Here is a 25,526-nt window from a genome sequence, read left to right on the forward strand (position 1 = left end):
ATAAACCACAACACATGAAAACGATAAAAATATTATTTTTTATTCTAAGTTTTTCTTTCGCAGGAAAAGCTTTGGCACTGCAACCCAATGTACTATATATCCTTACCGACGATCACCGTTACGATGCGGTTCGCGCTTTTAACAAAATGCTCACAGGTAATGAAATGAGTGAATTAGGTTATGTAGAGTCCCCACAAATCGACAAGCTGACCGAAATGGGAACGACCTTTATCAATACCTATTGTCAAGCCCAAGGTTGCGCTCCATCTCGTGCATCCATGCACTATGGACGTTATCCTTTCCGTTCGGGGATTTACGAGTTTGAGTACCATAATAATACACTGAAACATTCCCGTCCTACCTTGCCAGAGCAAATGGTAAATTTAGGGTATCAAACCTTTCATGTAGGTAAATTGGGTGTGCGTATCAAAACGTTGGAGAATGGTAAAACAAAGTCATATCCAATTTATCAAACCGATATTGATTTTAGAACCCTGGCACGCGAAAATTTAACGGCCTGGGGCAAAGACTGGATAAGTGAAATTGACGGTAAAAAGCTGGAGAAACCACTTCAAAACGTAAATTTCTTCGTGAATGCTGAGGGTAAGCGAGAATACCTGGCTACCGAAATTGAAGATTTGGGATTCCAGGAGAAAGGAATAGCAGAAGGTGCTGTAAAAAAATATGATTTGTTGCGTAAGATTAAAGGTAAGAAAAAAGCCACCTTCGACATAGGAATGATCATTGGTGGTGTAAGTTCTCGTGAGGCGGGTAAAACCCGCGATGGTTATTATACATCGGTTTTTCAGGATTACCTGAAAAATGCAAATAAGCCATTTGAAGTTGGTTCACTAAGCTACGATGGCGTTAACTCTTCAAAACCTGTTTTTATTCATCTGGGATATGATTTTCCACATACACCAGTACTTCCTCCTGCCGATTACCGTGAGCGTTTTAAAAAGCACAGTTATAAAGTTCCTGAACTTAGTGATACAGAATATGCAGAAATGGCCAGGCAAATGAAAACAGTCGTTGACAGGAATTTTACAGATAATTATTCCGATGAGGATAAACAAACTATGATTCAGGACTACTTTGCTTTTTGTGCCTATGGCGATAAGTTAGTGGGAGATGCGGTAGATGAATTTATTAAATATAGTGAAGCGCAGAAACAAGAATGGATGGTGATTTATGTGCATGGCGACCATGGATGGAAGTTGAATGAACATGGAGCTATTTCAAAATTTACACCTTGGGATATTGATAGTCATAATCCCATTGTTGTGGTGTCATCGGATAAAAAGCTATTCCCTGCAGGCAAGGTGGTGCGCGAGTTTACTGAGTTTGTGGATGTGGCTCCAACCGCATTGGCAGCAGCTGGAGCTAAGTTAAAAAGTGACGAATACAGTTATTTGGATGGCCTGGATTTGGCAAAGGTTGTTAATGGAAAAGCACCAGTTAGAGATTATGTAATTGGCGAAAGCCACGCTGTTACTGGCCCGCGTGCTTTTATTCGTACCAAAGACTACGTTTTTTCTATACAAACCCGTCCCAACACCAAGCATGGTGGAGATATGAAGTGGGCTTTAAATGCGGATTACAAAGACCTGGATCCTGCCTTGTATGATATGAGCAAAGATCCTCAAGAAGTGAATAATGTGGCTTTTGACAAGAAATACAAGGCTATTGCCGAAGCCATGAAAAACAAACTTCTCAACATTGTTCTTGGAGATAACCGGGTAGAGGTAAACTGGGAAAAATGGGGAAGTGGAACAGAAGTTTTCTATAGCAATTTTGCTCCTGGAGCTCACGATTATAAATTGAAATTACCTAAAAAATAAAAATCACATCATGATAAAGAACTTTACAAAAGCAATTCTGGCAAGCTTAATATTAACAAGCAGTCTTGCAATTGCGCAGAAACCTGAAATTAAAGTATACGCTGTACAACTTGAAAATGGGAAAGCTAATCCATTGGTAGAAGTAGCACAAGAGAATATTGACCCTAAAATCGGGTGGAAAAACTTGATTTATCTTCAACCGGAAATGACTTTTCAGACCATTGAAGGGATTGGGGGAGCATTTAATGAAATAGGTGGAGAAGCGCTATTGAGCCTGAGCAAAAAGAAGCAAAAAGAAGTAATGGAAAACATGTTTGCTGGCGAAAAAGCAGGTTTTACTTTTTGTCGTACCGCTATTGGTGCCAGTGATTTTGGTATTGATGCTTATAGTTTTTCAGAAGTCGCTGATGATTATGAAATGAAGCATTTTTCTATAGATCGTGATAAAAAATATGTGTTGCCCTACATTAAAAGTGCATTTGCCATTAACCCGGAACTTACTTTGTTTGGTTCTCCATGGAGCCCTCCGGGATGGATGAAAGAAAGCGGTCATATGGTAGGTTTAAAAGAACCTAATAATAATTTAAAACTAGATGATAAAACCTTAAGCGCTTATGCAAAATACTTTGTAAAATATCTTCAAGCGTATGAAAAAGAAGGCGTAAGAGTTGACCGTATCTGCATCCAAAATGAAAATGATGCCAATACGAAATATCCAAGTTGTACTTTCCCTGCTAAGGACATGGTATCATTTGCAAACAAATATTTGATTCCAGCATTTGAAAAAAACAACATTAAAGCAGAGGTTTACGCCGGAACATTACGTACAGCAGAAAAAATGGATTTAATGGACTTTATGATGGCTGAAGGAAAAGAAAACCTGGCTGGTGTAGGTATTCAATACACAGATACGCGTTTCCTTGGAGATGCAAGAGCTATGATGCCTGAATTGAAACTCTTCCATACCGAAGGACATTGTTATAACGGTAAAAACTCCGTTGAGCAGGCTGAAGATAGGTTAGAAGAAATAGCAGGTTACATTAATGCTGGATGTACAGCATTCACCTATTGGAACATGATATTGAACGAAACCACTGAAAGTGGTTGGGAATGGACTCAGAACTCGTTGATTAATATCGATCGAAAAACAGGTGAAATTACCTACAATCCAGACTACAATGCCTTGTATATCATCAGTAAGTTTGTAAAACCGGGTGATGTTAGAATTGCTTGTGTACAAAGAGGTAAAGAACCTCTAATTGCCGTAAAATCTCCGGATGGCAGCATCAAAGTTATTTTCCAAAACACCCATGCGCAAGACAAAAGTTTTGAAGTGGTGCTGGGCGAAAAGAAATTAAAGGTTAAAGCTTTGGCAAAATCGATTTGTGCTTTAGTGTTAGAATAAAAAGATGGGTATATTCCTTAACCGTTAACAATCGGTTATTTAGGCAAGTTGTATTTCAAGCTTTTAAATAAAAAATATGTTACATAATATAAAAAAATACCTCTTAGTTCTTCTGCTTATTTTGCCAATATTTGCTAATGCTGAGGACTACAACATTACAGGTTACTTTACGCATGTTTATGCCCGCGAACATGTCACCGATATGCCACGTGCCTTTTTCATGCTCATTGAGGCCGATGGAACAATTACACCGATGTACTTCCATCGTTATTCGAGTAAAAACACAGGCGATTTAGGCAAGTGGAAGTTTGACCCGCGCGATTACCTGGGTAAAACGGTTAGCATGGATTTTGAGGGAACGCCAGAGAATAATAATAACGAGTACCCAATTTATGAGGGTGAAAATTTGGTTTTGATACCCAAAGTAAGTGTGGAAATTATTAACAGTTTAACGGTTGTAGCTTCAGATATTACAGTAGATGAACAATACCAATATCCGCAAACGGATACTTTATTGATTCCACACGATGTATTGATTGCTGAAGAACACTATTCTGATAAAAATCCAACAGAAGTGGTAAAGCTTACCGATTATGTTCAAGGAAACGGAACCGAAGCTTCTCCTTATACTTCTCCCGATGGATTTGCAGGTTTAAAAGCTGCTATTGCCGATTTGCCAAATGGAGGAACCATAGAAGCAGTCTCCGGAGTGTACAAGGCTACTTCCAAAAATTTAACTATCCCACGTTTCGTCTCTATTAAAGGAGTAGGCGAAACCAAGCCTTACTTTATTTTGGCAAATGAGCGGATGTGGTATTTAAAAGGCAGCAACACCCTTGATTTTATTGATGTGGATGTAACGCAAATTAATCGTACATATACCCACGAGGTAATCTCTATCCATAACAATGCACGTGATGTAACCATTAAAAACTCAAAGTTTATTGGCAATTATGCTGTTGACCCAGTCACTTATAAGGAATCGGGTAATGTAGTGATGTTTAGAATGTATAGCCACCTTAATAATATTACATTCGAGGCGGATACAATCATCGCACCTTTAAGAGGAATTGTATGTAAAGGTCAGCGTAATCAGCATAACATTACGATTAAGGATTGTGTTTTTAAAGACCAAGCCCAAATGAGTATAAGTTTCGATCAGAGTTCGAATATTAGCAATGTAGTGCTTGAAAACAACAAATTTCTTGAATTCAGCCATTTTGGGGTAGCCTTTGCCAGGATAAATGATGTGACCATTCGAAATAACACATTTTATAGCCAAAATAAACTCGCTTTTAATACTTATAACCAGGCTTTGCACATCGAAGAGCATTGCCAGAACTTTGTCATCGAAAACAACGACATTGATGTTGAATTGCGCACAGCAGGATATGACAATGACCCAAATACCAAAGAGCGTAGCCCTGGTATTCTTGTTACCGATAGCCGCCAATTTACAGTAAATAATAACCGTCTGAAAAATGCGGATATCGTGTTTATTGGTGTTCAAAGTCGACTTATCGGACACTCAAATATATTTGATAATACAGTGGACAACGGTGGATTTAAATTACGTGAATCCGTAAGTAACATGACGATTAGCAATAATGAAATTAGCAATTCTCCGGAATATGCGTTTTACCTCTATAGCACTATTCCTATGGCCTACCCTTTTGGCGAGCATAAAATTGAATCAAATACGATTACTGCTTTGGAAGATGCGCAGGCTTTTTATTTAAACGGCCAAATTAAAGGATTAAGTGTTACAAATAATACTTTTCGCGGCTGCTCGCAAAATTCAAGTTCCCTCAATATTTCCGATAACTCTCAAAATATAAGTTTTGAAGGTAATACCTTTTTCGGCCGAACCGCGTCTAATACCTTTAGTGTGAATGGTGTTTTGCCTTCCGGAATATCTCTGTCAACAATAAAAAGTGGAAATAAGTACTTTGCTGACTGTACAGACACGAGTATTGGTTTGGGAAATAGACATGACTATGCAGGTATCTTTCCTAATCCAATTAAAGCAGGGGAATTACTTTCTTTTAACAATTCAGCTCAAATCACGCAATATGAAATTTTTCGTTTAAACGGAACTTCAATCGCAAAAGGGGAAGGTGTCAACTTGGATACATCGAATTTGAAACCTAGTGTTTATTTAATACAACTGAAAAATGGAAATTCGATTTCTGCATATAAATTGGTGGTGCAGTAATTTAAGATCTAATCAGTTTCAACTATTCTAATCGCCTCAACTTTTCAAATAAAACAAAAACAATATGCCCAATTATAAGAATTACATACTGTCTCTTCTCCTTTTATTTATTACTCAGCTAATACATGCCCAAGAATTTTGGAAAGATAAACAGGTGTACACCGTGGGAACAGAGCCACATGCCTGTACGCATCATATTTATTCAGACGTTGCATCTGCCATTAAAGGAGATTATGAAGCATCTCCTTATTATAAAAGCCTGGCAGGCGATTGGAAATTTAATTGGGCCGAAACGGTAGCAGATAAACCCGAAGGTTTTCAACTGCCTACCTTTAATGTTGATGATTGGAAGACAATACCTGTTCCGGCTTGTTGGGAGCGGCATGGTTATGGGGTTCCCTCGCATCGTGGACTTGGAATGTTGGTACGAGATGAAAAAATTAAAATCCCTGCAGTACCTGAAAACGATAACCATGTGGGAAGTTACCGTACCACTTTTGAGATTCCTGGGACTTGGAAAGGCCGTCAAACTTTGCTTCATTTTAATGGTGTTTCAAGTGCTTTTTATCTTTGGATAAATGGAGCTTTGGTGGGCTACGATGAAGATGCCATGACCAGCTCAGTTTTTGATATTACACCATTTTTAAAGGAAGGTGAAAACACTATGGCTGTACAAGTCTATCGCTGGACAACGGGTAGCTATCTGGAATCGGGAGATACATGGACTTTTAGCGGAATCTTTAGAGATGTATTTTTACAAAGCCGCCCGAATGTACAAATCAAAGACTTTTTCCTGACTTCAGATTTGGATGAGAGCTACACCGATGCGGAATTTAATGCGAAGATTAAATTAAACAACTTTAGCGAGTCCGTTCCTAAGAATTACTCGGTAGCGGTTGATATATTTGATGCTTCAGGAAAGCTGGTTTCGGAATCGGGTGCTAAAAGTCCGAAAGTGGGATGGCGTATGGGTAACCTTGGAGCTGAAACCATTCTGGAATATTCTACTACATTGAAAAGTCCAAAACTCTGGTCGGCTGAGATCCCTAACCTGTATACTGTAGTAATGACACTTAAAAATGCAAAGGGAGAAACGATAGAGGTAACTCAAAGTAAATTTGGTTTCCGCAAAATTGAAATGAAGGATTTACAAGTTCACATCAATGGAAAACCGATAAAAATCAAAGGTGCTAACCGCGGCGAATCACATCCTGAAACAGGAAAAACCTTAAGTGAGGAATCTATGATTCAGGATATCCTCTTGATGAAACAAAACAATTTCAATGCGGTACGTTCTAGTCATCACCCGAACGACCCAAGATGGTATGCATTGTGCGACAAATATGGATTGTATGTGATGGACGAAGCATTGGAATCTCCTGATTATTTCATTCGAGGAAATGGCTTGCCTGGGAGTGATATAAGCTGGATGGGAGCGGCATTGGATCGAGCCGTTGCCATGGTTGAACGTTCCAAAAATCACCCTTCCATTATTTTTTGGTCGCTCGGAAATGAATCGGGCTTTGGGCAAAATTTTGCCTTAATGAGCGATTACATCCGTCGATACGACCCAACGCGTTTGATTTCGTACGATGGCAGGGAAACGGATTGTTGGGATGTGAAGGATTACTTTGATCTGAACAGTTCGATGTATCCGTTTATTGAAGACGATCCCGAACAAAAGCATTGGAAATTGCTCAGCTTTTGGGCAGACCCCAAATACAACAAACCCTACATCATGATTGAGTATGCCCATGCCCAGGGGAATTCATTGGGTAACTTTGCCGAATACTGGAGAGTGGTGGATAGGAACCCTTCGTTTGTAGGTGGTTACATATGGGATTGGGTAAATCAAACCTACAATACCAAAATGCCCGACGGTAGGATACGTCAAAGTCATAAGTTAGATTACCATAAAGTAGATACAATGCCTGTTAACAAGAACTTTTCGAAGTTCGATTATACAGGTAACGAGTGCGCAAAGGGGGCGATATTTGCCGATCGCTCAGAGAAACCATTCATGCCTGAGATTAAGAAAGCACAGCAGTATATCTCGATTACTGCCGATGAAAGCAGGAATAGCGTTTTTCATGTGAAAAACAAATACTACTTCACAAATCTAAATGACTTTGAAGGAACCTGGGTATTGCTTAAAAACGGAAAGAATGTAAAGAATGGAATCATCCCTGTTCTAAACTTAAAACCTGATGAAACCGGTTGTTTTGAAGTCTCAATTCCCAAGATGGAAAAAGGAGCCGAATATGCCATTGATTTTAGCTATCGTTTGAAAGAAGCAAAACTCTGGGCGGAAACTGGTCATGAAGTTGCGAAAGAACAAATCGTTCTTCAAAATTGGACGCCTTCAGAAATGCAAAACAAAGGGAAAGTTACGCTGACCGATAACACAAATACCATAAAGGTGGAAGGAAAAGGATTTGTTGTAAGTTTTAACAAATCAACCGGAACAATACAATCTATTTTGGTTGCTAAAAAAGAACTGATTGCTCAAACTGGTGAAGTAACTGGACCAAGACTAAATGTCTATCGTTCACCCGTTGAGAACGACAATAAACATTACAAGATGAGCTGGCTTAAAGCTTCATTAAATGACTTAAAGGAGAAAACCAATTCGGTTAAAGCTTCGCAGCTAGACGAGTCAACAGTTGGTATTACCATTATGAAGGAATTGGCTTCGGATTCGGGTAGTTTCAAACATGAATGTATTTACGAGATAAGTGGCAATGGAAACATCAAAATCGATAATAAAGTAAAAACATCAGGCTTTTCTGATCTGCATGCTTTACCAAGAGTCGGCTTGAAATTAGGTTTAGCGGAAGGTTTGGAGAATGTAGAATGGTACGGACGTGGTCCTCAAGAAAACTATCCTGACAGAAACGAATCGGCTCATTTAGGAATCTATCAATCCACCGCCACCGATTTATTTGTACCTTATGTGGTACCTCAGGAATGCGGTGGACGTTCGGATACACGTTGGTTGAATCTTCGATTTAAAGACAGTAAAAAAACAGCGCTCACCCTCGAATCAGACAAACCATTCCAATTTTCGGCATTGCATTACGATGCGAAGGATATGGATAATGCCAGTCGACCTGAATTCATGACTAGTCGAAAAGAAACTGTTTTAAGTATCGACTCGGAAATGTTAGGGCTTGGAAATGCAAGTTGCGGCCCACCACCCTTAAATAAGTATTTACTTCCTGTAAAAGATTATGCGTTTAGCTTTACTATAAATGTAATGGGAAAGTAGTGAGTTTAGTAAAATTATAACCTCTCATTAAATGGCTCTTCCCTTTGCTCCTGAGAGCAAGGGGAAGTACGCTGCCAAAGGCAGTGGGATGGGGATTTATAAGTTCTGCATTTTAAATGAAGGTTTTCTAATAATAATATCAATGTCTATAAAAGTTAATGTATTACTGCTTTTTCTGTTTTTGGCAAATAGCATTTTTGCACAAGATGTTGGGATATTTTACAACCATAAAATACCCCAGTTCGACTTTGCTGCTTCCGATATAAAAAAAGCGCTTAACAAACATGGACTAGCGGTCTTGTTAAAACCAATAACGGATTTATCCGAAAGCAAGCTGAGTTGCAATATCATAATTGCCCTTAAGTCAAATACCGAAGTAGTTGAATTATTGGCAGAAATAGGCGGTAGAACATCTAATATCATCAATCTTGGAGAACAGGCCTACGCATTGCGAACTACTACTAAGGATTGTACCAACTATTGGGCAATTGGAGGAGATGTTTCAGGGGCTTTGTACGGTGGACTTCAAATGGCAGAAAACATTACTTTTAATGCTTTAAACGGAGTTTATAACCAAGATGATAAACCTTACCTGAAGAAAAGAGGCATCAAATTTAATATAGCTCTTGACCAAAAATCGGATAGTTTTGATAGCGACGGCGATCAGGACAAGAGTAATATTAAAGATGTGTGGGATATGAGTTTTTGGAAATCGTATCTCGATGACCTGGCACGCTATCGTTATAACACTTTATCTTTTTGGACAAAGCATCCTTTTACCTGCATGATAAAGCTGGAAGAATATCCTGATGTTGTCATAAACGATGTAACCGATGGATATGGCAACTTGGTTATGAAAATGACCATTGAAGAAAAAATTGCCTTTTGGCAAGAGGTAATGACATATGCGAATGACCGCAGTATTGACATATTTTACTTCACATGGAATATTTTTCTGAGCACTGCCGAGGGAAAGTACGGTATTACGCATAAAGGAACCAATGAAAAAACAAAAGAATATTTGAGAAAAAGTGTGAAGGAGTTTTTGTTAACCTACCCACATGTGGATGGCATAGGTGTTACCGCCGGAGAACGTATGCGTGATTTGAGCTTTGGAGAGCGCGAGAAATGGCTTTGGGACACCTATGTAATGGGAATTTTAGATGCCAAAAAGGAACAAGGCAATCGGGAGATCCGTTTTATTCATAGGCATTGGAATACAGCGGTCAGCGATATTATGGGGCATTTTGAAGCGTATGAAGATCCTTTCGAATTCAGCTTTAAATATGCCAGAGCACACATGTATTCCAGTCCCAAAATTACGTTTGAGGACTTTTTACTCGAAGAAATGCCTGAAGGAACCAAATGTTGGTGGAACGTGCGTAACGATGATATTTTCCAATTACGTTGGGGCGATCCGGAATTTGCAAGAGATTTTTTATTGGGTTTCGATAAGCAAAAAACTGCCGGTTACCTTATGGGATCAGATGGTTATACCTGGGGCAGAGTTTATTCAGACAAGGACCCAAGCATTAGAGGTAAAAATGAAATAAGTAAGCATTGGTACAACTTTATGCTTTGGGGGCGTTTGGGATATAATCCTGATTTGTCGGAGGATGTTTTTAAAAATCATTTAAAACAACATTTCCCTGAAGCGCCAACTGACACCTTGTATTTGGCCTGGAAAACCGCTTCCAAAATTATACCCCAAACAACTCGCTTTGCTTGGAAAGATTGGGACGGAAACTGGTATCCTGAAGGTTGTAAAAGCGGGAGCTTTATTAATGTAAAGGGTTTTATGGTTGGTCAAACCATGGATGGAATTGGTATTATAAACATTGCCGACTATTGTGATAAAATCATCAACAAAGAAGATATTTCTGAAATCACACCATTGGATGTAGCTAATAAACTGGAAAGCTATGCCAACCAATCCTTGTTTTTGCTTACGTGCATTAAACACTCAGACAATACAGCGTTAAATCTTACCATTAATGATATATCCGCCTTTGCTCATTTGGGGAATTACTACAGCGAAAAGATAAGAGGAGCAACAGAGCTGGCCTTATTTATGAATACATCAAACATAACTCATCAAAATAAAGCAGTAAAACATCTGGAAAAAGCCTTATCGCATTGGAAAAAATACGCCAAATGTCTAGATGCTCAATATATTCCAAAAGTTCTGGCCAGAACTGGTTTATTCGATTGGAATAAGCTAATTAAAGATGTTGAAGGCGATATTGAAATGGCTAAGAACTTTGTTAAAACTGAAATAGACATAAAGTTTGAGGGAGTTACTGATGGGGCTGTTTATCCGGTAGGAACCAACTTATCAGTTAAGCTCTCCATTAAATCAACCCTTCCTCTCACAATAGTAGGCTTGGTACCAAACGGTGAATTTCTTGGATTAAAGAAAAATCCTCCCTATTTGTGGGAATCAGAAACAACTCCTTCTTTTCAAAATATGAATACCGGAATATATGAAATTAAGGCTCACGCTACAGATATTCATGGAGTTAGAGTTGAAAAGATTATAACGATTACAATAAAATAAGAACCTTATGAAATATTTAATACTTCTACTATCGATTCTGATTTGCTCTTGTAGTTCAAAACAAAGTAAAGTTGGTGTTTTTATTGAATCAACATACCCACAAACAGAATTTGCCCTCTCTAATGCCTCGGAGTTGTTTGGTACAGATTTATTGCAACGTATCCACAATAAAGCCGAAGCTGATATAATCGTTTCTGTTGTTGAAGACAATGAGTTTCCCGATCTTAAAAAGGAAGGATTTGCGTTAAAGAAAACAGCCAAAGATAAATGGGAAATACAAGCCAAAGATCCCATTGGCGCTATGTACGGCATTTTCGAAGTGGCTGAACTCTTATCTTTTGGTAAAGATATCAGCGATATTAAAGAAAAAACCATTAATCCATCTTTAAGAAACAGGTTTGTAAAGTTTAATTTGCCCTGGAGCTCCTACAGAACGGGTGAAGCATTATTGCTTCATGAAGAGACCTGTAGAGACACTGTTTATTGGAAGTCGTTTTTGGATATGATGGCCGTGAATAGGCTTAATGTTTTGTCCCTGTGGAATATGCATCCTTTTATGGATATGATTAAACCGGTAAAATATCCAGAAGCATCTTCTCTTAGCAATGAGGAATTATCGGAACGCAAGAAGTTTTGGAAAACTCTTTTTACGATGGCCAAAGAGAGGGGTATTCAGACCTATATTGTCAATTGGAATATCTTTGTTTCCAAGGAATTTGCAACAGCACATAAATTACCGGGTTATAATAAAACAGGCTCTTTTTGGGGGGATGGTTATAATTCTGGATTGATTGAGGATTATACCCGGGAATGTGTGAAACAAGTCATTAATGAATATCCCAATTTAACAGGTATTGGCCTTACGCTTGGAGAACGAATGGGAGGAATGACGAATGTGGAACGAAGAGACTGGGCTGATCGTACCATCATTGAAGGTATGCGAATGGCCAATCGAAAAGCTAAATTATTGTATCGGGCGCCATTATCGGCAGGTTTAACCAGTCACGGTACAGCGGATAAAATAACGGAGGTAATTACACGTGAGACTTTAGATACCCTAAAAACACCACTTGAAACGGTTATCAGTTTTAAATACAACTGGTCGCATGGTCATTCGTCTGATAAACTATTTATTGTACATGGCGGTAAGTTGACCGATACCTATTGGAATCCAATTCCAGACAATTATTCTATTCTTTGGACGGTAAGGAACGAAGACTTTTTTATCCACCGATGGGCAGAACCCGATTTTGTAAGGCGTTTTATTAAAAACAACCTTTCACAATCTTATATGTCAGGATGCATCATAGGTTCGGAGTGTTATATTCCGGCAAAAGATTATTTCTCGAATGATGCAGGGAAGGAACACTTTGATTATGCTTTTGAGCGTCAGTGGTTGTGGTATTCTATTTGGGGGCGGCTACTTTATGATTCCCAAACAGACGATCAATTATTTGCTCAGCAACTCAATAAAAAATTTGGTATTGATTATGGCAATAATTTGTTGAAAACCTGGAAAACAGCCAGCAGTTATTACCACCTTTTATCATCCTTTTACAAAGGTACATGGGATGCTACACTTTATTCCGAAGCTTTTACTTCTATAATGCGTGGGTCTAATATCGAAAAAAACAAAATCGATATAATTACCATGCAAGCGCTAGGCAATCGTCCTGTGCTTGATACAACCCGGTATATAAACATCACAGATTATGTCCTGAATAAAAACGCAATATCTGATAAGTTAATTACGCCAGTGAAGCTGGTTGATATTTTAAATGAAAATGCAGATACGATTTTTAGTGATCTGGAAAATTATCGAAAAGAAACACCTGGTAATGAATTAGAAGTAGAACTATGCGATTTGGAAGTATTGGCTTATTTACAGCGTTTCTTTGCAGAACGAATCAATGCAACAGTCTTTCTCGCCGAACATATTTTATTGGATAAAGAACTTGAAGAAGACAATATAAAAAGGCATCTGGGTTTATCCATTCAATATTGGGAAAAGATTATTGAACTCAAAGAACGATATAATAAACAGCAGATACCTTATGTTTTTAAAGAAAACCTGGATTATCATCAGTACTTAAAAACTTTAACAGAAGAACGAGAGAATTTTCAGAATATCGAAGAGTTCTGGATTCATGATATAAAATAAATTGAAAATAAGATGATGTTAAAAAGAATGATTATTGGTTCTCTTATTCTGGCAGCATGCCTGGTTAAGATGAACGCACAGGTTTGGAAAGACCCCAACGCTTCCTTAGACGAACGTGTTGAAGATTTATTGTCAAAAATGACATTAGATGAAAAGATAAGCTATTGTGGTTCCAGAATACCGGGCATCGAACGTCTGGGTATTCCTTCTTTTGAGTGGTACGGTGAAGCGCTTCATGGACTAAAAGCATGGAATTGTACGCAGTTTCCGCAAAATATTGCGATGGGTTCAACCTGGAACCCTGATTTAATGTTTGATGTAGCTACAGCCATTTCAAATGAATCAAGAGCTTTAAAAAATTTAGGTCAAAAAGAGGTGATGATGTTTGCTCCGACTGTAAATATGGCTCGTGATCCTCGTTGGGGAAGAAATGAAGAGTGCTACAGCGAAGACCCGCATTTGATGTCGGAAATAGCACGTATGTATGTACGTGGTATGCAAGGTAACCACCCCAAATACACCAAAACGGTAACTACCGTTAAGCATTATGTAGCAAATAATGTTGAAAAGCGCAGGGAGTTTAGTCATTCCCTGGTACGTGATGTCGACTTGTACGAATATTACTTTCCTGCCTACAAAACTTGTATTGTGGATGAAGAAGCAACAGGTATCATGACAGGTTTAAATGGTTTAAATGGAACGCCATGTTCTGCCAATAATTGGTTAGTGAACAATGTTCTTCGTAAAGATTGGGGTTTTAAAGGTTATGTAATTGCAGATTGGGCTGCTGTTCAAGGACTGGAAAAACGTATGCGCTTTACTAAGTCACAAGAGGAAGCCGCTGCTATGGCCATAAAAGCGGGTGTTGATCAGGAATGTTTTCGTCATAAAACAAAACCAGCTCCTTTTGTAACAGCACTTAAACCTGCCATTGAACAAGGGCTTCTGACCGAGGCTGAGTTAGATGTATCGGTTCGAAGATTATTGCGTCTTCGCTTTATGACGGGGGATTTTGATGATTCATCGCTCAATCCTTATTCAAAAATTCCTAAGGAAGTGCTTGAATGCGAAACCCACAAACAATTGGCACTAAAAGCAGCAGAACAAAGTATCGTTCTATTGAAAAATGATGGTGTTCTTCCGTTAAAAAAGAACATAGACAAGCTGGCAGTTATGGGGCCATTTGCCAATCGCTGTTGGTTGGGTATTTATTCGGGTAATCCTAAAAGCAAAATAACGCCATTGGCTGGGATTCAAAACAGTGCGAAAGGAAAGGTTAGTTTTGCTGAAGGTTGCTCGGTTACTGGAGCAGAAGATGATCAAAAAAAGATTGATGAGGCCGTTGAGCTTGCAAAAAAATCAGACACAGTAATTCTTATTGTTGGAAATGATGAAACTACCGCTACTGAAACACGCGATCGACTGTCGTTAAGTTTGCCAGGTAATCAACACAAACTCATCAAAGCGGTTAAAGCAGTGAATGAGAATGTGATTTTAGTATTGGTGCCAAGTGGTTCAACTTCTATTGGTTGGGAACAGACAAATATTCCAGGAATTGTTTGTGCATGGCCCAATGGTCAGGAACAAGGCACAGCGTTAGCAAATGTTCTTTTTGGAGATATAAATCCTGGTGGTAAATTAAGTACAGCTTGGGTGAAATCTGAAAATGATTTACCGCACCTACACGATTACAATGTTATAACCTGGAAAGATGATTACGGACCAGAAGTAGGCAGAACGTATATGTATTCTCAGGTAGAACCTTTATATCCTTTTGGTTTTGGATTAAGTTATACGCAATTCGAAATTACAGACACAAAATTGAGCACTAAAAAGCTTAAGTGCATGAAAGACCTTGTTGTAACTACTAAAGTAACAAATGTCGGGGAAATGGATGGAGATGAAATTGTACAAGTTTATGTACGTGATTTAACATCTAAACGTGTGACTCCGGTAAAAGCATTAAAAGGTTTTAAACGTATTCATATTCCTGCGGGCGAAAGCAGAACTGTTTCCATTAGCTTGCCTTACGAAGCATTTTCTCATTATGATGTTGATGCGAAAGAATTTGTAGTAGAGGAGGGTGATTTTGAAATTATGCTTGGGCAATCGAGCGAAAGAATCGTCACTTCCAATACCTTAATGGTAAATGGTGGTTCTATACCTAAAATTAGCGTGGGGCAAAAGAGTGGATACTTTAATGCTGATGATGAAAATCGCACCAAGAAATGGGATTATTTGTATGACGGTGATGCTTTTAAAAGTACTAAGAAAGAACAGGCTGAGGATGCAGCATTTGATTGGGTAGAGTATGAAATTGTATTTGTCGATCCTGGAGTTTATGTGAGTACCTGGGATGCAGAATTGAATTTTTCTCATGCAAGTAAAGAAGCTATTGTTGTGACTTCTATGTCCGGTGTGGAAATTAAGTCTTATACTATTTTAAAAAATCAGCGTAAGCTTCCGATTAAAATTCCTATTCCACCAGAATATGGTAAGCCAGTTCGTTTGCGTATAAAAACTATACATGGAGAGGTGAAGCATGAATCAATTAAAATAATTCCTCCAGGAAATAAGCAACCATTTGTAATTCATAAAGTGGCTGCAAAGTCTAAGTAAAAGAATGAATAGGCCTAACAGGTTTTAAAAGCTGGTTAGGTTTTCTATAAAATAAAATCGAATGAAATTGAATAAAAATTTATTACTGACATTATTCTTTACTTTAGCTTTTGGAAATATAAATGCCCAAAGCTGGAACTACAACAATAACCGTATAGCTATCAGTTTTGATGGTAACAGTGCGCCCGACCATCAATATAAATGGCCTATTGGCGATCCTGATGATTGGGGGGCAACAGCAGCAAGTATGGCTATTATTGCCAGGCTCGGGCTGCAAGACAAGTTGGTACATTGTTCTTACAATAACTTTATTGATGCCCCGGTAGGACCGGATAGTGAAAATCAAAACAAATTAAGTTGCGATGGAGCTATCATTAGGTGGCATTTTGATGCATCAAAATTTTATGATGTTACCACACAGCTCGAAGAGGCTAAAACAAACCTGGCTTCAGAAATGCTTAAGTCAACTGCCGATGACCCGCTATACTTTATACATGCCGGATTATCGGAGTTTGTTTATCAAGCCGTTAAAAAAGCTATTGATATGGGCGGACTGGAAGTGCTCTCACATGTAAAGTTGGTTTCGCACAGCGGTTTTAACGAAAACGAAACCCGCAGGGATTGGCACCACACATGGAGCGATATTCAGGAGTTGTGCGGAAACCGTATTCAATACCATAAAATAAAAGACCAGAATGCATGTACCAAACCTAATGTATTGTGGTGTTCAGGTAAGGATTTCTCGCCTTGGTACTGGATGCGCGACCATCAGGACGAAAGCATCCGCTGGTTATACAGAAGAGCACAAGCGCACGATACTGGCAAAGCAGATATCTCAGATGCCGGCATGCTGTTTTGGTTGCTAACAGGCGATGAGAACGGAAGTCCTGATAAATTCAGGAATTTTATCGGTGACGGAATTCCCGATGCAGTAAAGGGAATAAGCGTGATTAAAGGATTGGACGAAAACAACAAATTCACACTTTCGGCAATGGATGATTTTCCAATACTGACTATTCCTGGTTATGCACCACCTTATAAGGATAAATACCGCAAAGCCATGGCTATTGATGCCGTGCATTACAAAAATGTATTTGCAGCAAGTAAAGTACAGCTGACAGCGCCTAAGGGTTTGTATAATATCACTATTTCAACTTTAGGCGAAATAGATGGAGAATCAACTTATCGACTAAAGGTAAATGGAGTAGAGCTAGGGCAAACGCAAAATAAGGAAACAGAGAAAGATTATAAAATCGATAACTTTACTTTTAAAAACGTTAGGCTTGAAGAGGTTAATGATATTCAAGTGGAATTTAATTCGCACTCTAACGGTAAAATTCCTGAAGATGATGCTTTTGCTTTTTCAAGGGGTAGATGGACCCAATTGAAGTTTCACTGTGTTGAAAAAGAGGTAGAACAGGAAATAAAAGGAACCATAATTAGCATTGAAGGTGAACATTTTGATTTGCACGGTCATTGGAAATTTGCCGATGATAAAAAGGCCAGTGGTGGAAGATATATTCAATACATCGGTAAAAACCATTATCAGGAAGTGGTCAAAAAAGAAATTTGTGATGCCTATTTTATGGTGGAAGAACCAGGAAGGTATACCGTAAAATGGATGATGCGTCAGCCTGATAATGCCGAAGGTGATAAATCGAATGATGCCTGGATTGATTTTCCGGGAGCTAAATATTATGGAAACAAAGAGGAGCTATCGGGATATGTGAAGTTTCATGGCAGGGGTAAAGGCGAGTTTACCTTAAATGGTCAGCTCGATTTACACGATAAAGGTCAACCCTGGATGACAGTGGATTTCCCGGCTGCAGGTCAGTATATGATAAAAATAGGAGGCAGGTCAGAATTCCTTCAAATTGATAAAGTGGTCTTGTATAAAGACATCACATTTGATCAATTGAAGACCTTGATGGAATAAATCAAGGAACAGGAATAGCCTGGTCGGTAAAAAAAGTACACAACTCTATTACATAGCATTATTATAACAAATTAAGTCAGTTCATCAGTTTTCCTACATACAAAGGAGGAAAACTGATTACCCTTATGTAAAATTTAATTCAGCACTAATATAATGAGTATTCAAATGCTCGACAATAATATTCCGTTCAGTAAATTAAGGTTTAATCCCTTTGTTGACGGTGGCTCTGCTAGTCAACTATTGTGCTCGAATTCGAATCTGGATAACAGCTGTATTTTTAACAATCCTTTTGCTAAAAAAAAATTAAACATATTATATTGCGATTAAAAGAAATATTATGAAAATAAGAAAATTTATTTTTGTAGCCATCATTCTAAATCTTGCAGTAGCAAATAGCTTTGCACGTCCAATTTTCGATAAAAAAAAGGATATTTTAATTGCACAATTTGATAGTAAACCAGATACCGATGACATTCATGCCCAGGCAGCTTTGGGATGCATGTTGTTGCATAAAGACCTAAAAGATTAAATTATTATGCAGTTGCCGGGGCTATTGGAATTCAGAATGGAAAATATATTGACTTGGGCGAGTTATTCAATATGATTTTTGGCAAAAAATGGACAGATGCGCATTATAATTGGCAAGGTTCAGTGCAAAACATTGCAGATAAGGTTATGCCTATTTTACAAAAAGTTGGAAAAGTATGGTTTCAAGAGGCAGGACAATCTAATACAACCGCCGATTGGATTGATGAAATTTTAAAGACTGTTTCTGAAGAAGTGGTGAAAACAAATGTATTTGTGGTTCAGCATAGGAATTGGAACGAAAAAAAAACAACGCAGACCGAATTAAGCTGGTTAAAAGCCAATACCGATTATATTGTAATAGAGGACGGCAATAAAAGCAATGCGACGCCTGGTTTTAAAGATGACAATACAATTTGTCTGCAAAAGGCTAAAGCATCCGATAACTCCAATGTATATGCCAGAAAAGCCTGGATGGAAGCTTCCCGCATATGTGATGAGTGGACAGCTTCCTGGGATAATGAAGTCATTACAGCCGGTGGTGTTGATTTTTCTGATGTGGTTGAGTTTTGGTGGATTTTTGAACTTGGCAAAAAAGCCAATACAATCTCGAGTTTTTGGGATAGATATGTTGTTAATCTAGACAGTTAGATTATACAAAAGACCTGAGATTGGTTTACGATATGCTTAAATTATATGGCTTGAATAGTGTTAGCTGTAGGAAACCAAATGTTTTGGAGCTGTAAATCAAAGCGGGTAAGACAGTCGAGGAGTAGAAGGCCGAAGTGGGGTTTAACCTTGTGTTTGATAAAACACCTACTTCTGTAGATATTATAAACAATTGGGAAGAGAGCGAGGGCATTTTTCTCGACTAGAGTTTTTTGCCTGGTTTTTGGGGCGATGCCAAAATGAAGTAGGGTTTTAGGGATGACATCCCTAAGTGTTTTTGAGGTTGCATAAGTGTATTTAACCCTTGGTTTGAATTAATTAAATTAATAAATAAGATGATTTTAAAAAAGATGATTACTGGTTCCCTGATCCTTGTGGCATGCTTGGTTAAGATGAATGCACAGGTATGGAAAGATCCCAGCGCTTCTGTAGATGAACGTGTTGAGGATTTATTGTCAAAAATGACATTAGATGAAAAAATTAGCTATTGCGGTTCCAGAATACCGGCCATCGATCGTTTGGGTGTCCCCTATTTTGAATGGTACGGTGAGGCTTTGCATGGTGTCATCGCCTGGAACTGTACCCAGTTCCCTCAAAACATTGCTATGGGAGCTACCTGGAATCCTGAGCTGATGTTTGAAGTGGCTACAGCCATTTCAAACGAAGCACGCGCTTTAAAAAACACAGGCCAAAAAGAGGTGATGATGTTTTCGCCTACCGTTAATATGGCGCGTGATCCAAGATGGGGTAGAAATGGCGAGTGTTATAGCGAAGACCCTCATTTAATGTCGGAAATGGCTCGTATGTACATTCGCGGTATGCAAGGTAACGATCCAACGTATACCAAAACAGTTACAACGGTAAAGCACTATGTGGCTAACAATGTGGAGACCAAGCGTGAGTGGATTCACTCTAATATCAATAAAAAAGATTTGTATGAATACTATTTCCCGGCATATAAGACCTGTCTTGTGGATGAAGAGGCAACAGGAATCATGACCTCTTTAAGTGGCTTAAACGGTATACCTTGTTCTGCTCACAATTGGGCGGTGAACGGAGTATTACGCGATGAATGGGGCTTTAAAGGATATGTGATTGCCGACTGGGCCGCTGTTCAGGGACTTGAAAAAAGAATGAAATATGCTAAAACGCAACCCGAAGCTGCAGCCATGGCTATCAAAGCCGGTGTTGATCAGGAGTGCTTCCGTCATAAAGAAAGACAGGCTCCAATGGTAAATGCATTAAAACCTGCTATTGCACAAGGTTTACTTACCGAGGAAGAATTAAATGTTTCGGTACGCAGATTACTTCGCTTACGTTTTATGACTGGCGATTTGGATGATCCTGCGTTAAATCCATATTCTGAAATTCCGGCTAGTGTGTTGGAATGTAAAGCCCATAGAGAATTGGCGCTTAAAGCAGCAGAACAATCCATCGTATTATTAAAAAATGAAGGTGCTCTTCCTTTAAAGAAGAATGAAGAAAAACTGGCGGTTATAGGGCCTTTTGCTGATAGATGCTGGATGGGAATTTACTCGGGTCATCCTAAAAATAAGGTAACACCTTTGGATGGAATTAAAAAGTTAACGAATGCCGAAGTAAGTTATGCTGAAGGATGTCATGTAACTGCAGAAGATGAGGATGGTGCGAAAACTAAGGAAGCCGTTGCATTGGCGAAAAAATCAGATCGTGTGATTCTTGTAATGGGTAATGATGAAACCACATCTACTGAAAATACCGATCGTAAATCGCTTAAATTGCCAGGTAATCAGCATCAATTAATTAAAGCCGTTCAGGCAGTGAACAAGAATATAATTTTAGTGCTTGTTCCGAGCGGACCAACGGCCATAAGCTGGGAACAGGAAAATATTCCGGGAATTGTGTGTGCATGGCCTAATGGACAAGAGCAAGGAACGGCTTTAGCTAACATGTTGTTTGGAGATGTAAATCCCGGAGGAAAACTCAATTCTACCTGGTTTAAGTCGGATGATGATTTGCCTGATTTTCATGATTATAATATTCAGACCGGGCGTACTTATATGTATTATAAAGGAGATGTTTTATATCCGTTTGGTTATGGCTTAAGTTATACCAACTTTAAAATAGATGGTATAAAAGTAAACAGCAAAAAAATCAATGCTCAGGGAAATGTTGTGGTTTCTGCTAACATCACCAACACGGGCAGCATGGACGGCAATGAGGTTGTTCAGGTTTACCTCCGCGATATTAAATCTTCTGAGCGCAGTCCAATGAAAGCCCTAAAAGGGTTTAAGCGTATGCATGTGGAGGCCGGAAAAACAAAGAATGTGGATATCACACTTCCTTACGAAGCTTTTGCGCATTACGATACCATCCAAAATCAATTTGTGGTTGAGGCAGGTAAGTTTGAAATTTTAGTGGGTAATTCTAGCCAAAATATTTCAGCTAGCCAAACGGTCAATGTAAAGGGAGGTACTGTCCCTGCTATTAAGGTTGGACAAAAAAGTGGATATTTTAATGCTGATGATGAGCTACGTTCTAAAAAGTGGGATTATCTATATAAGAACAAAGGGGATATGAGTTCTTTGGATACGGGCAAAGACGATGGAAATGCCTGGGTGGAGTATGAAATTACTTTTATCGATCCTGGATTTTATGTAAACACCTGGGATGCAGAATTAAGTTTTTCATTTGCCTCTAAGGAAGCTATCATTGAAACATCAATGGCAGGAGCAAGTATTGATAGTTATACCATATTAAACAAGCAACTACATCAGTCTATTAAAATTCCAATTCCACCAGAATATGGTAAGCCTGTAAGATTGAGAATTAAAACCTTACATGGTGAGGTGAAGCATGAATCGATTAAAATAATCCCTCCTGGCGATAAAAAACCATTTGTAATTAACAAAGTGGTAGCTAAATCTAAGTAAATGAATGAATAGACCTTGTAGGTTTTAACAGCCTGTTAGGTTTTCTATAAAATAAAATCTAATTCAATGAAATTGAATAAAAATCTATTACTGACATTATTAATTACTTTAGCTTTCGGAAATATAAACGCCCAAAGCTGGGGCTACAATAACAACCGTATAGCTATCAGTTTTGATGGTAACAGTGCGCCCGACCATCAATATAAATGGCCCATTGGCGATCCTGATGATTGGGGGGCAACAGCAGCAAGTATGGCCATTATCGCTAAGCTAGGATTGCAAGATAAATTGGTGCATTGTTCTTACAATAACTTTATTGATGCACCGGCCGGTCCGGATAATGAAAATCAAAACAAATTAAGTTGCGATGGATCTATTATCAGGTGGAATTTTGATGCATCCCGCTTTTTTGATGTTACCACCCAACTCGAAGAAGCCAGGACAAACCTCGCTACTGAAATGGTAAAGTCAACAGCCGATGACCCGCTTTATTTTATGCATGCCGGATTATCGGAGTTTGTCTATCGGGCTGTTGAAAAAGCAATTGATATGGGAGGGTTGGAAGCGCTCTCACATGTAAAGCTGCTTTCGCACAGCGGCTTTAACGAAAACGAAAAACGTCGCTCATATCATCGCGATTGGAATGCTATCAAAGAATTATGTGGCAACAGAATACAATACAAAAAAATAAAGGACCAAAACGCTAAATGGGATCCGGATCTGTTATGGAATTCGGGCAAGGATTTTTCGGTTTGGTATTGGATGCGCGACCATCAAGATGAAAATATCCGCTGGATGTATACAAGAGTTCAGGCACACAACAAAGGAGTAGCAGATATTTCTGATTGTGGTATGCTGTTTTATTTATTGGTTGGAGATGAAGATGGTAACCCTGAAAAATTCAAGGAGTTTATAGATGATGGAATTCTTGTAAAGTAATTTGGGTTTGAAGTAATGTTAATGATTCATCGATTAGAATTAATATATTTCAACTCCATCGACATATTGGTGGGATCTTTTCCTTTTGCATAATATTGAATGGGTTTTAAATATGCCCGTATGCAAAGTGGTTAGGTATAATTAAAAACTGAAATAAAGTTGGCGAAATGCTCCGGGAGCTTGCTCCTGAGATAGTCAACGCTATGGATTTTCTTTATTTTATATTTAAAATAAGCTACTTTTGTTTTCTGTAATCAACTATTTATTTTATCCATAACTTTCTTGCCAAAAGAAAATAATGTGAAGCCAATATCGTTTTTATGCAAATGGAATAGTTGCTTCATCAAGAGGGAAGTAGAGCAAGAATGCGATTGATCTTGAGAGCTTATAGAATAAACGAGTAAATGAATAAAATAATTAATATGAATAAGTTTAATATTGCTTTTATATTAGTGCTTATTGGTCTTCAAGGATTAAAAGCACAAGACGTTCCAAGCTCTTTTAAAAACCCAATTCTTTCAGGTTTTTATCCAGACCCTTCTATTTGTAGGGTTGGAGATACTTACTACATGGTTAATTCTAGTTTTGAGTGGTATCCGGGATTACCCATTCATCGAAGTAAAGATTTGGTGAACTGGGAGAAAATTGGGCACGGCCTACATCGTACTGATCAAATTGTGTATAAAGATGGCTTGAAAAATTCGAACGGCATTTTTGCGCCAAGTATCCGATTTCATAAAGGTACTTTCTATATTATTACAACAATGGTTGGCCAAAAAGGGAACTTTATTATTACAGCAAAAGATGCTGCTGGCCCATGGAGCGACCCAATGTGGATTAAGGATGCTCCAGGTATTGATCCTTCGTTATTTTGGGATGATGATGGGCGTTGTTATTACACCGGAGCAGGTGTGGTAGACGGAACACAAGGAGAATGGCCTGGTAAAAACGGTATTTGGATGCAAGAGATTAACCCAGATAAGGGTGTTTTGTTGGGGGAAAAGAAACAATTAACCTATGGTCATGCGTCTAATGCTCGTTGGGCAGAAGGACCTCACCTGTATAAAATTGATGGCGAATACTTATTGTTAATTGGTGAAGGTGGCACAGGGGAATATCATGCTGTTACAGTTTTTAATAGTAAAAATCTTTGGGGACCATACATTCCTAATCATGCCAATCCGGTTATGACGCACCGTCATTTAGGAAAAACGCATCATATTGGTCAAACGGGTCATGCAGATTTGGTACAAACTCCCAATGGCGAATGGTGGAGTGTGATGCTAGCTAAAAGACAAGTGGATGGTTATGTTACGTTGGCCAGAGAAACCTTTTTGGCCAGCGTTAAAATGACGCAGCAAGAAAGTGGCGTAACGCCTATTTATAATCCAGGTGTTGGGCTTCTGCAAAGTGAGCAAAAACGTCCTGATTTAGCATGGGCTCCTGTACCGGAAATAAAAGTGCGTGATGAGTTTGACGCAAAAGAACTGGGCTTAGAATGGAATTTTCTGCGCTCACCCCATGATAAATGGTATACTCAAAAAGATGGTATAATGGAAATTCAGTTGCGACCAGAGACGGTAACCGAATTAGTAAATCCGTCGTTCATGGCACAACGCTCACGTCATTTTAACTATCAGGCAATTACAAAGCTTTCGCTAAAAACGAAAAAAGAAAACGAAAAAGCTGGGTTGGTGATTTACCGACGTCATGGCAATAATTATCAGTTACTGAAAGGGAAAAACGAAATTGTTTTAATCAAAGTGTTTCAAGAGGGAAATAAGGGGGAATTTGAAGCTCAGGTGATAAATACTGTTCCTTACAAAAGATCAGCAGTTGTATTAAGTGCAAAAGTTAATGGTTTAAAACTACAGTTTTTTTATGGTGATAATGAACAGAGTTTAAAGCCAATTGGAGATATTCAGGATTACACGGTTGTTTCAGATGAAGTGGCTCAAAAATTTAATGGAGTTTACGTAGGGATGTATGCTACCTCGTCAGGTATAGAAAGCAAAGAAATAGCAAAATTCGATTGGTTTTCGCTGAAGGGCGAGGATGATTAAACGCTTAGAATTTTAATATAGTTCCTGATGGTATAATATTTTCATTTTATAAAGCGGTAAGCAAGTGGCTCGATTTGTAAGTACAAATAAAAATAGTGTCCTGTCTAAGGGCAGGGTATTATAGAATTTTTTCAGAAAGTTTAAGGTATTTCAGATTAATCTAAAATATCCTCAAAAGAGGTGGCATAATCTTCCTCAAAGGCCGATTTATGTTGCCTGCAAAAATTCTCGAAAGTACAATGGCTGACTTAGGTTTGCCCATCTTTTTATAGAGGTTTATTTTAAACTTCAAGAAGTTATCATTAAAACCAACACTAAACTCTCTTTAGGATAAAAAGTAAAATGATTCAAATTTTTTGTGGGATGTTTAATTCCATCTTTATCCTTTCGTTTTTCCAGATAGTACTTAAACTTCT

The 25,526-nt window shown here is 38.4% G+C and carries 13 protein-coding genes; all 13 read left to right on the top strand.

The window, feature by feature from the left end; genetic code table 11:
• The first annotated feature begins 14 nt into the window (after positions 1-14).
• The 13 genes from ACRD64_RS21645 (at position 15) to ACRD64_RS21705 (ending at position 25,110) form a co-directional block, all read left to right on the top strand.
• A complete protein-coding gene (locus ACRD64_RS21645; protein ID WP_430936010.1) occupies positions 15-1,841 on the top strand; it encodes a sulfatase-like hydrolase/transferase in 1,827 nt (608 codons plus the stop codon).
• Positions 1,842-1,851: 10 nt separating this feature from the next.
• Positions 1,852-3,246, top strand: coding sequence for a glycoside hydrolase family 30 protein (locus ACRD64_RS21650; RefSeq protein WP_430936012.1), 1,395 nt, complete (start codon positions 1,852-1,854; stop codon positions 3,244-3,246).
• A gap of 76 nt (positions 3,247-3,322) precedes the next feature.
• Positions 3,323-5,461: a right-handed parallel beta-helix repeat-containing protein gene (locus ACRD64_RS21655; protein ID WP_430936014.1), complete on the top strand. Its 2,139-nt coding sequence runs from the start codon at positions 3,323-3,325 to the stop codon at positions 5,459-5,461.
• Between the two features lie 64 nt (positions 5,462-5,525).
• The gene (locus ACRD64_RS21660) at positions 5,526-8,729 is read left to right on the top strand and encodes a glycoside hydrolase family 2 TIM barrel-domain containing protein (protein WP_430936016.1); all 3,204 of its coding nucleotides are present in this window, start codon (positions 5,526-5,528) and stop codon (positions 8,727-8,729) included.
• A 142-nt stretch (positions 8,730-8,871) separates the two neighbouring features.
• Entirely contained in the window at positions 8,872-11,286 is a 2,415-nt protein-coding gene (locus ACRD64_RS21665; protein WP_430936018.1) for a hypothetical protein, read from the top strand.
• Positions 11,287-11,293: 7 nt separating this feature from the next.
• Positions 11,294-13,447, top strand: coding sequence for a hypothetical protein (locus ACRD64_RS21670; RefSeq protein WP_430936020.1), 2,154 nt, complete (start codon positions 11,294-11,296; stop codon positions 13,445-13,447).
• A gap of 12 nt (positions 13,448-13,459) precedes the next feature.
• Complete coding sequence (locus tag ACRD64_RS21675; protein ID WP_430936022.1) at positions 13,460-16,066, top strand: glycoside hydrolase family 3 C-terminal domain-containing protein; 2,607 nt, start codon at positions 13,460-13,462, stop codon at positions 16,064-16,066.
• Between the two features lie 61 nt (positions 16,067-16,127).
• Complete coding sequence (locus ACRD64_RS21680) at positions 16,128-18,002, top strand: hypothetical protein (RefSeq protein WP_430936024.1); 1,875 nt, start codon at positions 16,128-16,130, stop codon at positions 18,000-18,002.
• A gap of 337 nt (positions 18,003-18,339) precedes the next feature.
• A complete protein-coding gene (locus ACRD64_RS21685) occupies positions 18,340-18,531 on the top strand; it encodes a hypothetical protein (RefSeq protein WP_430936026.1) in 192 nt (63 codons plus the stop codon).
• A 53-nt stretch (positions 18,532-18,584) separates the two neighbouring features.
• Positions 18,585-19,178 carry a hypothetical protein gene (locus ACRD64_RS21690; protein WP_430936028.1) on the top strand — a complete coding sequence of 198 codons (594 nt, stop codon included), beginning with the start codon at positions 18,585-18,587 and terminating at the stop codon, positions 19,176-19,178.
• A gap of 353 nt (positions 19,179-19,531) precedes the next feature.
• Positions 19,532-22,108 carry a glycoside hydrolase family 3 C-terminal domain-containing protein gene (locus ACRD64_RS21695; protein WP_430936030.1) on the top strand — a complete coding sequence of 859 codons (2,577 nt, stop codon included), beginning with the start codon at positions 19,532-19,534 and terminating at the stop codon, positions 22,106-22,108.
• 66 nt (positions 22,109-22,174) lie between these two features.
• The gene (locus ACRD64_RS21700) at positions 22,175-23,047 is read left to right on the top strand and encodes a hypothetical protein (RefSeq protein WP_430936032.1); all 873 of its coding nucleotides are present in this window, start codon (positions 22,175-22,177) and stop codon (positions 23,045-23,047) included.
• 422 nt (positions 23,048-23,469) lie between these two features.
• Positions 23,470-25,110, top strand: a complete 1,641-nt coding sequence (locus ACRD64_RS21705) for a glycoside hydrolase family 43 protein (protein ID WP_430936034.1) — start codon at positions 23,470-23,472, stop codon at positions 25,108-25,110.
• Positions 25,111-25,526: the final 416 nt, after the last annotated feature.

Source organism: Saccharicrinis sp. 156 (genome assembly GCF_050589685.1).
In the GTDB taxonomy this organism is placed as follows: domain Bacteria; phylum Bacteroidota; class Bacteroidia; order Bacteroidales; family Marinilabiliaceae; genus Saccharicrinis.

Coding starts and splice junctions, on each gene's coding strand:
- ACRD64_RS21645 (WP_430936010.1), top strand. CDS start 15: ATGAAAACGATAAAAATATTATTTTTTATTCTAAGTTTTTCTTTCGCA.
- ACRD64_RS21650 (WP_430936012.1), top strand. CDS start 1,852: ATGATAAAGAACTTTACAAAAGCAATTCTGGCAAGCTTAATATTAACA.
- ACRD64_RS21655 (WP_430936014.1), top strand. CDS start 3,323: ATGTTACATAATATAAAAAAATACCTCTTAGTTCTTCTGCTTATTTTG.
- ACRD64_RS21660 (WP_430936016.1), top strand. CDS start 5,526: ATGCCCAATTATAAGAATTACATACTGTCTCTTCTCCTTTTATTTATT.
- ACRD64_RS21665 (WP_430936018.1), top strand. CDS start 8,872: ATGTCTATAAAAGTTAATGTATTACTGCTTTTTCTGTTTTTGGCAAAT.
- ACRD64_RS21670 (WP_430936020.1), top strand. CDS start 11,294: ATGAAATATTTAATACTTCTACTATCGATTCTGATTTGCTCTTGTAGT.
- ACRD64_RS21675 (WP_430936022.1), top strand. CDS start 13,460: ATGATGTTAAAAAGAATGATTATTGGTTCTCTTATTCTGGCAGCATGC.
- ACRD64_RS21680 (WP_430936024.1), top strand. CDS start 16,128: ATGAAATTGAATAAAAATTTATTACTGACATTATTCTTTACTTTAGCT.
- ACRD64_RS21685 (WP_430936026.1), top strand. CDS start 18,340: ATGAAAATAAGAAAATTTATTTTTGTAGCCATCATTCTAAATCTTGCA.
- ACRD64_RS21695 (WP_430936030.1), top strand. CDS start 19,532: ATGATTTTAAAAAAGATGATTACTGGTTCCCTGATCCTTGTGGCATGC.
- ACRD64_RS21700 (WP_430936032.1), top strand. CDS start 22,175: ATGAAATTGAATAAAAATCTATTACTGACATTATTAATTACTTTAGCT.
- ACRD64_RS21705 (WP_430936034.1), top strand. CDS start 23,470: ATGAATAAGTTTAATATTGCTTTTATATTAGTGCTTATTGGTCTTCAA.